Consider the following 13,733-nt stretch of genomic DNA (forward strand, 5'->3'; position numbering starts at 1 on the left):
AGCTTTATCATGCGTATTTCGACTTCAATGATTACTCATAACAGCATCAACGGCATGTTGAGAAAGCAAACTGAACTTGCAAATACTTCTAATCAGATGGGTTCTGGTAAGCGGGTTCTGACACCTTCTGATGATCCTGTAGCCAGTGCAATGGCATTTAATGCCAAAAACAAGCTGGAGAATATCGAGCAGTACGGAAAAAATATCGATTACTCCCGCAAGAGTATGCAGACTACAGAAAGTACACTGAAAAATATGCATGATCGCCTTCAGAGGGTCAAGCAGTTGGCTATTCAGGCTAATAGTGATGCGCTGAGTGATGATGACCGGAAAACAATTGGTCTGGAAATTAAAGAGATTACGGGTCAGCTGGAAAAGTTGATGAATACTCGTGACGAAAGTGATAACTATATTTTTGCCGGAAGCAAGGTCAATACTGCTCCTTTTGCACAACAGAGCGATGGTAGTTATGTTTATCAGGGGGATGCAACTGAAAGAAAACTACAGATCTCTGATACAACGTTTGTATCGCCTTTTATTTCCGGTGAAGCAGCTTTTCAGAATATCGATAATGTTCAGCAAATCAGAAGTTATGCTCTAAGTGGCAACACTTCTGAGGAAACAATTGGTGTGACAGGCAGTACCGGGTTTCTGGAAGATAATCGGGTTGGCGAATACAAGTTGACTTACAATGCAGTGAACGATTGGACTGTTGAGTTACCAACGGGAGAAATACTTACAGATCAGAATGCTGATGGTAATGTCAATCTGGATGATCTGGCTGCATTGGTTAATAAAAGTGGTGGTGACGTAGAGCTCACAGTACCAAATCCTGTGCCTTCTACAGGTGATAAGTTTGTTATGGTTTTCGATAATGAAAAAGAAGGCCTGTTGACAGGAATGCAGCGTTTTGGAAATGCTCTTAGCGATTTTAGCTATGAGGAGTACCAGAAGGATGCAATTAATGATGTCGTTGCAAAGGCGGATAATTGGTTGAATGCTGTTGCTGATGCTCGTTCTGTTATTGGTACAAGAGAAAATGGAATGGACACAATCCGGTCAAACAATGAAGATCTTCAGTTATATCTGAAAACCAATGTATCTGAGCTTGAAGATTTAGATTATGCGGAAGCAACAGGACGTTTTATGTTGCAGCAAACAGCTTTAACTGCCTCTCAGCGAACATTTTCTCAGGTTGCTCAGTTGTCATTATTTAATTATATTAGATAGTTGTATTCTGGGCTATGATAATTAGTAGGATTGTTTAAAGTAAACAAGGCTGTTTTTGTTGTTTATTTAAATTATTTATAAAACAATTTGACTTTTAATAGCTTTCAATAAAGAGGCTGGTTTGTTTTTAGTGATAGCTGATCATGTTTAGAAATAAGTGCTGGTAGAATGTTATTTGTACTATTTTATTCAGAAAATGACATGCGAGGAATGAGACTTTAGTGCTGATGTGCTTAACAAAGAATATTTTCTATGCTGCTTGATTAGCTTCGTTAGTTATTTGGTTTTTTTATTCTCTTAGTTCATGTTTTTTATTTATTTGATATAAATGCCATTTTATATAGGGGGCTTGAAGTATAATCTTTAGTTGGTGTTGAATAAATTGATTTACCTCGTTGTATCGGTTGTTATAAATTTTCATTTATTCAGTCGATGCTACTAAAGTTAATGCTAATATTTAGCCAAAGGAAAGCAGCTATGGATATTAATATACTGTTAAACAAAGGCCCTCAAATTCTGGATTGCACACTTAGGGATGGTAGCTATGAAGTAGACTTTCAGATTACGGCTGAGTGCACTGCAAGTATGTGCAAAAAAATCGAAAAGTCTGGTATAAAATTTATAGAAGTAGGGCATGGTGTTGGTCTGAGAGCATCACAGAAGGGCTATGGTGTCGCTGCCGCTTCGGATACAGATTATATGCTTTCTGCAGGTGCGTCGGTAAGTGGTAATGCTTATTGGGGGATGTTTTGTATTCCTGGCATATCTTTACTTGATGATATACGAAAAGCTTCAGATCATGGTATCTCTTTCTTAAGAATAGGTACTAATGTGGCTGATTATCGTTCAGCAGAAAAGTTCATTGAACTTGCAAAGAGTTTAGGTATATTTGTGTGCTCGAACTTTATGAAGTCGTATGCTTCAACACCTTCGGATTTTGCTGAAGTATCATGTAATGCTTATGATTCAGGAAGTGATCTGATTTATATTGTAGATTCTGCAGGTGGTATGTTGCCTTCTGAAATTGAAGACTACGCTCACCATATAAGAGAGAAAAATAAAAATATAAAGCTCGGTTTTCATGGACATAATAACCTTGGGCTTGCTATAGCAAACTCACTTTGCGCATATGAATTAGGGTTTAGTCTCATTGATACCTCGATAGGTGGACTTGGGAGAAGTGCGGGTAATGCACCTACTGAACAGTTTGTCTCTACTCTGATACGGGCTGGCTATCACCCGGGAATAGATCCTGTAGAGATACTTGATATTTATGAAGAAAATGTGAAACCACTGTCTGGGTTGAATCTTGATCCTATCAATGTTGTATCAGGTCTGTCACTATTTCATTCTAGTTACCTACCTGTTATAAAAAGGTACTCAACAAAGTATCGGGTAGATCCCAGAAGATTGATTATAGAGTTATGTGAATTAAATAAAGTTGATGCACCGGAAGCTCTTGTAGAGACACTTGCTAAAAAGTTGTCAGAGAATGATAAGCGTGGCTATTGGAAGAGTATTTACAAATCGCCCACTGTTGATGAACAATCAAAAATTGATAGGGATTTATAGATGGACAGGTTTATAGATTTTGATTCTGATGAAATCGCGCTGGTTAATGGTAAGGAACAGGTCTCATACAGAGAGCTGTTTGTTCGTTGTCAGAAAAAGGGGGGGGATTTAAAAAGTCTTGGAGCAGAGAAAGGTAGTATAGTTTCAGTAGAAATATCTAATAGTATAGAGTTTGTTGTCTATTATATAACTTGTGCGATATTCGATTACTGTATTGTTCCTATTAATGATCTGTTATCTGATGATGAGAAGAAATATATAATTGATGACTGTAACCCTGCTTTTATAGTGAAGCAGGGAGAGATTTCTGTTAATGATGCAACAAGGAAGGTTGATAGTGATATATATCTTATATGCTATACGTCTGGAACAACAGGTTCACCTAAGGGGGTATGTCACTCATTAGAAGCTTTAGTTGCTAATGTCAGAAGTTTTAACAGCTTAGCAGGTATAAATAGTAATACCATAATGTATCACGTTCTGCCCATGGGGTATATGGCTGGCTTCTTAAATACTATTCTTTCTCCTCTATGTGCTCATGGTAAAGTTGTTATTGGTGAGCAGTTCAGTGCCAGATCAATCATTAACTTCTGGCCTGTAGCGTTAGAAAATAAGTGCAATACGATATGGTTGACACCCACAATATTATCATATCTTACAAAAATAACCCGGTCTGAAAGCATCATAAGCAAAGTTCGTGATAGCTTTTCGTTATTGCTGATTGGTACGGCACCATTATTAGCTCCTGTGCGTGATGCATTTGAAAAAAAATTTAATCTCAAATGCACAGAAAGCTACGGTATGACTGAAGTTTTACTTGTTTCTGCCAACATTTTGCATGCAGATTCCTCCGTTGGCCAACTGATTGATCTGGCTGAAATTGAAAATGAGTCAGGTGAGTTAAAAATTCGAACACCAAATCTTTTTCTGGGCTACTATCATCAAGGAAAGATGTCTGAAGCTGTCGCTAAGGGTGAATACTTTTGCACTGGTGACCTGTTTAGCTGTGATGATAAGGGGAATCTTTATATTGAAGGTCGAAAAAAAGACCTTATCATCAAGGGGGGGAAGAATATTAGTGCAAAATATATAGAGGAGGTTCTTGTTTCTCACGAAGAGATTATAGATGCTGCAGTTATTGGTATTCCTCACAGTTTTTGGGGGGAAGAGATAGTTGCTGTTATTGTTTCAGAGGGCTCCCTGACAGAAAAGGCTGTTTTTAATTACTGTTCTTTGTTTTTAAGTCGTGATTTATTGCCATCGCAAGTTGTTTTTGTTAAAGACTTTCCAAGATCCAGTACCGGTAAAATAAATAAAAGCATGCTTAAAGAGATTTACTTATGATTATCGGCCTTGCTCATATAACGTTTATTCCATTTGCCCCCCCCCTTGGTTATGTAGACTTAAGGCATGCTATTGTTAATAAAAAGTTAGTACCTAACCCTAGAGAAAAAAATAAGTTTATGTCTTATCCTGCAAAATATCATAGCTTGATGGTCTATAAAGATAGTAATGGTCTTGCAGTTGAGAGAATATACTATTCTGGGGAGCGAGAAGCTGGTTTGGGACGCTATGATGTTAATAACGGATGTATTGTTTTAAACACTAAAAGATGCTATTTACATCAAGAAGAACTATTCTGGATGGATGCTTTAGGGTTTAAAAAATCAGATTCAGGTTGCTTAAAAAGAATTAGCCCAATTCGTACAATGTCAGCTCAAGTAATGATAAAGAGTAGTATTATTAAAGATGATAGCTTTATAGACTCTCCAGGCTTTACTTCTGTTGCTTTTCTCGTAAGAAATATTAGATCCGTTTATGATAAAGTTACAAAGTCTATCTATAAAGTAAAACACACAAATATATTTAAGCTGAATGCTGTTGGCTTATCAGTAATAACAGCCTTTTTAGTAAAGACACCATCTGGTGCATATATAGAGTTTTTTGAGGTGGAAAATGGGAAAAATAATTGACCTGTCAATGACCATAGATGAAGGAATGCAAACATTTGCTGCTCACTGGCATCCCTTTGTTGAGATAACTCAGTTAGGGAGGCATGGTATTGAGAACAGAGAGACAAGAAAAATAACACTAGGGACTCACACGGGAACGCATATAGATGCTCCCCGGCATTTTATTCCTGATGGAAAAACAGTTGAGCAGATTAGCATGGAGCAATGTGTTGGTTATGCTCTGGTGCTTGATTTTTCTCATCTGCCTGATTTTCATGAAATTAGCAGAGAAGAGTTAGAAAGTTCTGTTGGCTCTAATTCTGTAGAAAGAGTGATATTTCGCTTTGACTGGGACAAACATTTGGGAACAAATAAATACTATAGTGATCATCCATTTTTATCGGAAAGTGCTTGTGAGTTTCTTGTGGAAAAGGGCTGTAAGCTGATTGCTTTAGATACACCTCAACCCGATAATCCTAAAAATGGGCGATTTTCTATTAAAGATGCTCCGAACCACAAAATTCTTCTTGGTAGTGATATACTTATTGTAGAATACTTAATAAATATTAAGCTGATAAAATCAACGATAACTACACTGGTTGTAGCCCCATTAAAAATTGCTAGTGGAGATGGTGCTCCAGTTCGTTGCTTTGCAATTGAAGAGGATTTATGAATACATTAGATTGGTTGAAAAATAAGGTTAACCCTGAAGATAAATTAATCGATTTAAATGCTAATTACTTTGATCAGGGCTTGATTGACTCTTTTGATATTATTATGCTTATAGAGGATGTTGAAGAAGAGTTTGGTATAACTCTGGATGAAGAAAACTTTCAGGATCGAAGATTTTCCTGTATTTCTGGCTTAGCTGAAATTATAAATGAGAGGTTGAGTTTTGAAAAATAGCTATAGTAAGCAAGATATTAAAAATGCCTTATTGGAGGTGGGAGTTAAAAAAGGATCAACTATTTTTTCACATAGTAATATAGGCTTTTTTGGCAGGCCTGAAGAGGCCAGAAATGTTGATGAAGCCTATAAAGTAATTGCTAATGCGATATTTGAAGTGATTGGAGTGTCTGGTACATTAGTTGTTCCGACTTTTACATATTCATTTTGTAAAAAGGAGGTATTTTATTATGATGAGACAGCTTCCAATTGTGGTGTTTTTTCTGAGCTGGTAAGAAAGGACCCAGCTAGCTTCAGATCTATGGATCCAAATATATCTGTTGCAGCCATAGGCAGAAAGGCAGAGGCATTAACACTAGATACTAGTAAAAATTCCTATGCTAAAGATTCTTTTTTTGATCGGTTTATGAACGAAAGAGGGCTTGTTTGCAATATGAACTTTGATGCCGGTTCAACTTTTGTTCATTTTGTTGAACGGGAACTAAAAGTTCCTTATCGATATGATAAAGAGTTCTCGGGTGTAATTATCAACTCTGAAAGGAAGGAGCTGGAAACAGAGTATAGTATATTCGTCAGAGATGACTCTACTAATGATACAATTGCTGCATTTGAAACTTTTGATGAAATAGCTAGAAATAATATGGTGTTCAAGACACATTCCGTTGGTCGAGGTTTTATTGGCTGTATTTCATCAGAAGATACATTTAAACTAATTCAAGATGAGATAAAAAAAGATCCGGGGCTTTTGATTAAGGGTGAATACTACTAAGTGATAACACAGATGTTTTTTCTACTGTTAAAAAGATCCCCGAAAACCTTAGTTTCAAAGATCTCTGCCAGTCAGTGAGCAGCATCCTGACTGGCTATGGAAAAGAATATTAAATTAACTTTATTTGATTGCTTATAAATATGTTTTTATGTTTCGGCTGATTTTTTTAGTAAGTTTGCCTTAAGTAATTTATTTAATTCTTCTAGTATTGATGAAGGTGTTATTTTTGCTTTTTCCCCAATATGAATAATATCATTTTTGCCATCTGAATATGCAATTAAATCCATCATGTTTCTTACAATATTCTTTGTCTTTTTAGTAGATAGTGTAGGGTACAGCCCTCTTTTTCCTAATTGAGGTTCACATATTGTGTTGCTTATGTAGTAGTCATTTTTTTCAATTAACTTTAAACATAGAAGCGCAAAATTATAGCCACCCTGTAAACCTTCTTCGCTGATGAATGATAAATTGTCTAATGATGTATGATACTCCGGATACTCGCCAAATTTTGTACGAGATATAGTGCAAAAAGGAAGATCTACACCGGGAGCACAGTACTGCCTTTCATCACTGCCCCTTTCTAAGAAGCTATATATAGATGGTTGTTGTGTAAACTCCTTTATTGCATATTGAGCTACTCTGTCTGCATAATTGTTTCCCTGCCTGGAGTGGACAATAGAGTAGTCACCTTCATCACCTATACATGTTAATACAAAGCCAGCTTTTACATTTTTTTTCATTTGTTTCAGGTTTTTTGATAAATAAGCTATAGAGCCTATTGTTTCAACTAAGAATAAAAATCTATAAGTGTATTTTTTTTTCGTAAGCTGTTTTACCCAGTGAGCTAGCTCTATTGCAACAGAAGGTCCAGATAACTCATTGTTTGCCATGGACGGATGGCATATATATGTGGAGATAACAATTTCCTCTTCTGATTCTCCTGGTATTACTAACTCACCTATATTCATCTCTCCAGGCTGAAGTGTGCTATCTATATGAACAGAATATTTTCTATCAGGGTTAGCCCTTAGCTCTTGTCTCTGGTTATTACTCAAGCAAAACCCCCAGCGAGGGCTGTAGTATGAAGAAATATAGGGTATGGCATCAGGCTGGTCTGGAATACTATGCAAATATTGATCAAGCTCTTTAAAGCTCATGTGCTTATTAACAGGTATCGAATAGCTAACGACATGCAGGTTGTTTTTTTTGAAGTCAACTACTTTTTTTCCTGTCTCGATACATTCAATATATGCATCTTGAATGTTCCATTCATCAGGGATCGTCCAGTCGAAAGCTTTATCCCCTGACTGGAATGATATTATCTTAAGATCGGGGTGTTGATGTTTTATATAGTTAAGTGTTTCTCTGACTCCTGAGCCTGTTAAACTTCTGTTTATTCCAAATAACTGACTGCAGTGGCGATAAAGGTTGTGCAATTTAAATCCTCCTATTTGGGATGGTTGTTTATTGCTTCGTATGTGTTTAACTGATTGAGCCTGTATATTCATTGCACTGTCAATACATATTGATGCAATTCTGGTATTTTTATTCTAAGTCGCTGTTCCATGTGCTGAAGTATTGCCCTCGGTGACTGTCATCGGGCCTTGAGACGCTGGAACTGGCCCGAGAGTGGATGCAGTGCTTTGTTCATTCTTATTTCGTTTTCCCTTACCTGTCTTACTGTTTTTCCGCTGCGGGCGAATTTCTTTCTTCCGGTAAAGTGTGCCTCTATTGTTGAGTCTGTGTCTTCATATTGGACCATGACATTATTGAAAGGGGGAAGCCATATTCATGACAGGGGATCGCTTTTGATGTGTAACCGTTCATTCAGGGACGTTATTGGCAGGCCAGCTCTGAACGCAGTGGGTTTTCAGCGAACTTCTCTTCCCATAACCGGGATGTCAGATCTTCAACCTGACTCGCAGGATGCTGGTTTATACGCAGCAGCACGTTCGTAAGATAGGTGTACGGATTGATCTTATGCTGCTTACAGGTGCAGATCAGGCTCTGGATTATACCCACGTGTTCCGCGCCCACCTCTGTCCAGCAGAACAGCCAGTTTTTACGTCCCATTGGGATTGGACGCAATGCTCTTTCCAGATGATTGGTATCCAGAGGCACATTGGGTTCTTCAAGAAGGACCCTCAACTCAGTTTCACGACTGATAACATAGTTCAGCGCCTTTCGTAACGGACTCGAAGGCCGTAGGTCACAGAGATTGAGTTGCTGCTGGCACCATTCAACGAACCGATCCACCACGGGCTTGCTCTTTTCGAGCCGCCGTTCCCGTTTGCTGGTCTCATCTGAACCCTGTGCTTCGATCCTCTCCTCTTCCTTGTATAAGGTCGCGATCATCGCCAGGGCTTCTTTGACCCGATCCGGGTACTCTGTTTCGGCTTCTATAAACTTTCGACGGCTATGGACCCGGCACTGGGCATGGGTGATCTCTTTGTTCTTCTCGATATAGCTGGTGTAAGTCGCATAACCGTCACTGATCAGTGTGCCTTTAAAGTCCTGTTTTAAGGTGTTTTCGATCTGTTGGCGGCACGGCTTTTCGAGAAGGTGAACACGATATCATCCTGATCACCATACAGCGGCCAGAACCAGCCTTTACTCATCTTGCCTTTGCCTGTTTTTCCCGCCTTGATCGGGGTTTCATCCATGACCAGCACCATCTTTAGAATAAAGCTGTCAAAAAAATCTTTCTATTCTGGCAATGGTTTGCCATAGCGGAATTTATCTGTCACTTGGACAGATGTTAAAGAACCAGGAGGTTTCCGCTTTTACTCTATATTTTTTTTATCTTTTTGATTTTAAAAGAAAAAAATATTTTGGCACGGATGGTGCTTTTTCTTTGGTAAGAGCAGATCCAGGTGCACTTGAATGAAGCAACGCTTACTAAAGGACTGCTTGTTGTAGCGAAACGAGAATCGGATTGCTCCGGTGCCGCTTCATAGTGTGACCTGAAATTATTTTTAACTTGGCCCTTCAGGCAGGGGGCAGGTATGAGAGAAAAGGAAAATAGTCATGGCATTATATGTAAATACTAACGTCTCCGCCCTGAACGGTCAGAAGAACCTGATGAATGTGACTAACCGGATGAATAGTTCCTTTGAGAAGCTCTCTTCCGGCAGCCGTATTAACAGTGCAAAAGACGATGCTGCAGGTTTGCAGATTGCAGATCGTTTGACTACTCAGATTATAGGTCTGGAACAGGGTACACGAAATGCTAATGATGGCATTTCAATTGCTCAGATTGCAGAAGGAGCTATGTCTGAGGTAACAAACAATATTCAGCGTATGAGGCAGTTGGTTGTACAGGGTGGTAATCGGACTATGTCCTTGGATGATCGTGAAGCCCTGGGACGTGAATTTACCAAGCTTCTCAATGTAAATAATGATATTGCTGATCGAACAGCATTCGGTACCCGTAAAATTCTTAATTATTCATCGCCTTCAGCTGGTTTCCAGATTCAATCGGGTGCTCAGTCAGGAGAGCAGGATACGGTTACCACTGGTAATGCAATGCTTACTTCGTTATTTGGGTCCGTTGTTAATGATGAGATTGCACGAGGTGATGCTACTTCCGGGATTATGATGTCCCAGTTAAGCACTAACCTTAGTGCAGCAGGTGTTCTGGGTGAGCTGGTTGCAGCGTATATGTTGGTTAACAATCAAAGCGATGCTGGTGCAGCAGTCAATAGTCTGTTTGGCATAACCGCTGCAAGTGCCAGGGAAGGGGAGATGAGTCTGTTAATTGAGAACAGTGCTATCCAAATGGATGTTGATGCTCTTACCGAACTTCTTGCAGAGGAAGCCGTGCCAATGTCTGGTGCTGCTCAGTCAAACACCATAAATGCTCTTTCAGGTACAGGTCTCCTGGAGAGATTTATGAAAGATGAGCGTTTTCTTGCTGCTGCTGTTGATTCACAGACCGGATATAATGACACTCAATTAAATGCAATTCATGGCCTGGTAACTGACGTTCTGTTAGACGCCATGTCTGATCTTGTGACTCAGGTTGATAAACAAAGGGCCAAGATGGGGGCAGAACAAAATGGTCTTGCATCAACTATCAGATCGAATACGACTGCTGTAGTGAATGTATCTGATGCACGTTCCAGGATTCAGGATACTGATTTTGCTCGTGAAACAGCAGAACTCACTCGTAATCAGATTATTCAGCAAGCATCGACAAGTATTCTATCCCAGGCTAATCAGCTACCTCAGGCGGCATTATCGCTTCTGGGTGGTTAACAGCAAAGATGACAAGCTTTTCAAAAACCCGGCATTTGCCGGGTTTTTTTTTGCCGCTTTGTTAGGGCAATTGCTTGCCGTATACGCAGGGTGACGTTTTTCTGGAATTTATTTTAACGGTTTTTTTGTTTTAAAATCCTTTAAAAACAATATGTTATGTTTTTTGGCATATAAAGTGCTTTTTAATTGTTAAGAGCAGATCCAGATAGGTTACTTGCTGGAAGCGAAACGGATGATCTGCTTAGTAGTTGAAGTGGCAGGTCAATATTAAGACCAGCTTCTGGAAAGTAACTTTTGAATCAGATAACGCAAAACCGCTCAGTTTAGTGGTTTGAGAGAAGGAAACATGTCATGGCTTTATATGTAAATACCAACGTATCAGCACTAAACGGTCAGCGTAATTTACAGAATGTGACTGATCGTATGAACGGTTCATTTGAAAAGCTGTCATCAGGTAGTCGTATTAACAGTGCCAAAGATGATGCGGCTGGTTTGCAGATCGCAGATCGTCTGACTACTCAGATCATCGGTCTTGAGCAGGGTACGCGTAACGCGAATGATGGTATTTCAATCGCACAGATTGCCGAAGGTGCTTTGGGTGAAGTGACTAACAACATTCAGCGTATGCGCCAGCTGGCGGTGCAAGGCGGTAACAGAACCTTGTCCGTAGATGATCGTAGTGCACTGGGGCAGGAGTTCAATAAGCTGCTGGATGTTAATGATGACATCTCTGAGCGTACCGCTTTTGGCACAATGAATATCCTGAATTATGACTCAACCAATGCAGGCTTTCAGATTCAGTCAGGCGCTCAGGCTGGTGAACAGGATACTGTAACAACGGGTAACTCAAAACTAACTGCATTGTTCGGTAAGGTCATTGCTGATGAAATTGCTTCTGGTGATGCGGCTACATCAAAAGTGAGTGCAATGAGTGCAACTGCTTTAAGCTCTATGGGGACCCTGGGTCAAGTGATTGGTGCTTATATGATGGCCACGAATGAAACTGATCAGGGCGTCGCAATTGATGCGCTCTTCGGTGCTGATGTAGGAACTGCTGCAGTGGGTAAAAACACGGATATGAGTCTGCTCACTGAACTTAGTACTATGCAGATTAATACTACAGAGTTAACGAAGATCCTGACAGCAACAATTTCTGCTGATGCCGATACGGTTCGTACATCTGCTCTGGTCTTGGCTGTTGGTTCCAATTTACTGGGTATCGCTGCTGCAGATGCAATTGAATCTAATAATGCTTTTACAGATGCTCAGCTGAACACTGTCCACGGTTTCATGACAGACACATTGCTTGATGCTATGAGTTCATTAGTTACTCAGGTAGATAAGCAGAGAGCTAAACTGGGTGCAGAACAGAATGGTCTGATGTCGACAATCCGATCTAATACTACAGCTGTCGTGAATGTGTCCGATTCACGCTCTCGGATTCAGGATACGGACTTTGCCCGTGAGACAGCAGAGCTGACTCGCAATCAGATTATTCAGCAGGCTTCAACTTCTATCCTGTCGCAGGCGAATCAGCTGCCTCAGGCCGCTTTATCCTTGCTGGGATAACATCTATCTACCTTGCTGTTAACTTTCTGAGTAAAAAAGCCGGTTTCTCCGGCTTTTTTTTTTAAAGATATTTCTTCTGTGGCCGTTAACTTTATTATCAGAGCTTATCGCAGTCTGGATTCTGAAAAAAATCGACAAAATCAGTTAAAGAAAAAATCTGAAAGGTCGATAAAAGAAAACACACATTAAGTTTAAGTCATAATGTCCGGCATCTTCTTAAAAGCATCGTCGGGATTAAAGCTGAGGTAAATATCATGGCTATGTATGTAAACACCAATGTTTCTTCTCTGAATGGTCAGCGCAATCTGTCGAATGTTACTGAGCGTATGAACAGCTCTTTTGAGAAGCTGTCCTCAGGTAGTCGCATTAATAGTGCGCGTGATGATGCTGCAGGTCTGCAAATTGCTGATCGTCTGACAACTCAGTTGACTGGTCTGAACCAGGGTAATCGTAATGCAAACGATGGTATCTCTATCGCTCAAATTGCTGAAGGGGCGATTAGTGAGATAACGAATAACGTTCAGCGTATGCGTCAGCTGGCGGTACAAGGCGGTAACCGTACTTTATCTACAGATGATCGTGATGCTCTGGGTCAGGAGTTCAAGAAGTTACTGGATACAAATGACGATATCGCCGAGCGTACAGCTTACGGTACTATTAAATTATTGAACTATGATTCAAGTTCTGCAGGTTTTCAGATTCAGTCAGGTGCTCAGGCCGGTGAACAGGATACTGTAACAACAGGTAATGCCAAGCTTACTTCTATGTTCGGTGAGATTGTAGCGGCTGAAGTTAAGGCGGGTACTGTCGCAACTGGTCTTAATGTTAGTGCCATGAGTGGTAATGCGTTGAGTTCCATGGGAACACTGGGTAAAGTAATTGGTGCCTATATGATGGCTACTAATGAAACTAGCCAGCAGGTAGCTGTTGATGCCCTGCTCGGTGCCAACACTAATACAGCTGCTGTTGGTAAGGGGCTGACTCTAAGTCAGATGGGGAACTTAAGTACCATTCAGATTAATGCTGAAGAGTTTACCAAAGTATTGACTGCAACTATTTCGGGTGATGGGGGTTCTGTCAAAACATCTGCTCTGGTCCAGGCTGTAGGATCTAATCTGTTGGGTATCGCTGCTGCAGATGTTATTGAGTCTATTACTGGTGGTTTCTCGGATACAAATCTGAATGATATTCATGGCTTTATGACTGATGCGCTGCTGGATGGCATGAGTTCTTTGGTAAGTCAGGCTGATAAGCAGCGGGCAAAACTGGGTGCTGAGCAGAATGGTCTGATGTCTACTGTTCGTTCTAACACTGCTGCAGTGGTGAATGTATCTGACTCTCGTGCTCGTATCACTGACACTGACTTTGCAACTGAAACTGCAGAGCTGACTCGTAATCAGATCATTCAGCAGGCAGCTACTTCTATCCTGTCTCAGGCTAACCAGTTGCCAAACGCTGCTCTGTCTCTGCTGCGTTAA

At 40.0% G+C, this 13,733-nt stretch carries 11 protein-coding genes and 1 pseudogene; 10 read left to right on the plus strand and 2 right to left on the minus strand.

Annotated features, from left to right (window positions below):
* Window positions 1–9: 9 nt before the first annotated feature.
* From flgL to H4O21_RS03320, 7 genes are all read left to right on the plus strand, one after another.
* Window positions 10–1,230 carry a flagellar hook-associated protein FlgL gene (gene flgL, locus H4O21_RS03290; protein ID WP_182807422.1) on the plus strand — a complete coding sequence of 407 codons (1,221 nt, stop codon included), beginning with the start codon at window positions 10–12 and terminating at the stop codon, window positions 1,228–1,230.
* Window positions 1,231–1,707: 477 nt separating this feature from the next.
* Window positions 1,708–2,802 (plus strand): hydroxymethylglutaryl-CoA lyase-like TIM-barrel protein, encoded by a 1,095-nt coding sequence (locus H4O21_RS03295; protein ID WP_182807423.1) that lies wholly within the window; start codon window positions 1,708–1,710, stop codon window positions 2,800–2,802.
* Window positions 2,803–4,146: a class I adenylate-forming enzyme family protein gene (locus tag H4O21_RS03300; RefSeq protein ID WP_182807424.1), complete on the plus strand. Its 1,344-nt coding sequence runs from the start codon at window positions 2,803–2,805 to the stop codon at window positions 4,144–4,146.
* Entirely contained in the window at window positions 4,143–4,775 is a 633-nt protein-coding gene (locus tag H4O21_RS03305) for a hypothetical protein (protein WP_182807425.1), read from the plus strand. Before H4O21_RS03300 ends, H4O21_RS03305 begins: the two co-directional genes overlap by 4 nt.
* A complete protein-coding gene (locus tag H4O21_RS03310; protein WP_182807426.1) occupies window positions 4,759–5,427 on the plus strand; it encodes a cyclase family protein in 669 nt (222 codons plus the stop codon). The genes H4O21_RS03305 and H4O21_RS03310 overlap by 17 nt, the downstream gene beginning before the upstream one ends.
* On the plus strand, window positions 5,424–5,660 hold the full coding sequence (locus H4O21_RS03315) for an acyl carrier protein (RefSeq protein WP_182807427.1): 237 nt from the start codon (window positions 5,424–5,426) through the stop codon (window positions 5,658–5,660). The genes H4O21_RS03310 and H4O21_RS03315 overlap by 4 nt, the downstream gene beginning before the upstream one ends.
* Window positions 5,650–6,429: an AAC(3) family N-acetyltransferase gene (locus H4O21_RS03320; protein ID WP_182807428.1), complete on the plus strand. Its 780-nt coding sequence runs from the start codon at window positions 5,650–5,652 to the stop codon at window positions 6,427–6,429. The genes H4O21_RS03315 and H4O21_RS03320 overlap by 11 nt, the downstream gene beginning before the upstream one ends.
* 146 nt (window positions 6,430–6,575) lie before the next feature.
* Here H4O21_RS03320 and H4O21_RS03325 read toward each other — a convergent pair whose 3' ends face one another.
* The gene (locus H4O21_RS03325; protein ID WP_220495485.1) at window positions 6,576–7,865 is read right to left on the minus strand and encodes a DUF4910 domain-containing protein; all 1,290 of its coding nucleotides are present in this window, start codon (window positions 7,863–7,865) and stop codon (window positions 6,576–6,578) included.
* 400 nt (window positions 7,866–8,265) lie between these two features.
* Window positions 8,266–9,119, minus strand: a pseudogene (gene tnpC, locus H4O21_RS03330) (IS66 family transposase); the annotation flags it as partial.
* Window positions 9,120–9,456: 337 nt separating this feature from the next.
* On the opposite strand from tnpC, the gene H4O21_RS26080 reads away from it, so the two are divergent.
* The 3 genes from H4O21_RS26080 to H4O21_RS03350 all read left to right on the plus strand — a co-directional run bounded on the left by H4O21_RS26080 (window position 9,457) and on the right by H4O21_RS03350 (window position 13,733).
* Window positions 9,457–10,686, plus strand: a complete 1,230-nt coding sequence (locus tag H4O21_RS26080; RefSeq protein ID WP_182807431.1) for a flagellin N-terminal helical domain-containing protein — start codon at window positions 9,457–9,459, stop codon at window positions 10,684–10,686.
* Between the two features lie 351 nt (window positions 10,687–11,037).
* On the plus strand, window positions 11,038–12,255 hold the full coding sequence (locus H4O21_RS03345) for a flagellin N-terminal helical domain-containing protein (RefSeq protein WP_182807432.1): 1,218 nt from the start codon (window positions 11,038–11,040) through the stop codon (window positions 12,253–12,255).
* Between the two features lie 254 nt (window positions 12,256–12,509).
* A complete protein-coding gene (locus H4O21_RS03350) occupies window positions 12,510–13,733 on the plus strand; it encodes a flagellin N-terminal helical domain-containing protein (protein ID WP_182807433.1) in 1,224 nt (407 codons plus the stop codon).

Source organism: Oceanospirillum sediminis (genome assembly GCF_014164585.1).
Lineage (GTDB): Bacteria > Pseudomonadota > Gammaproteobacteria > Pseudomonadales > Halomonadaceae > Oceanospirillum > Oceanospirillum sediminis.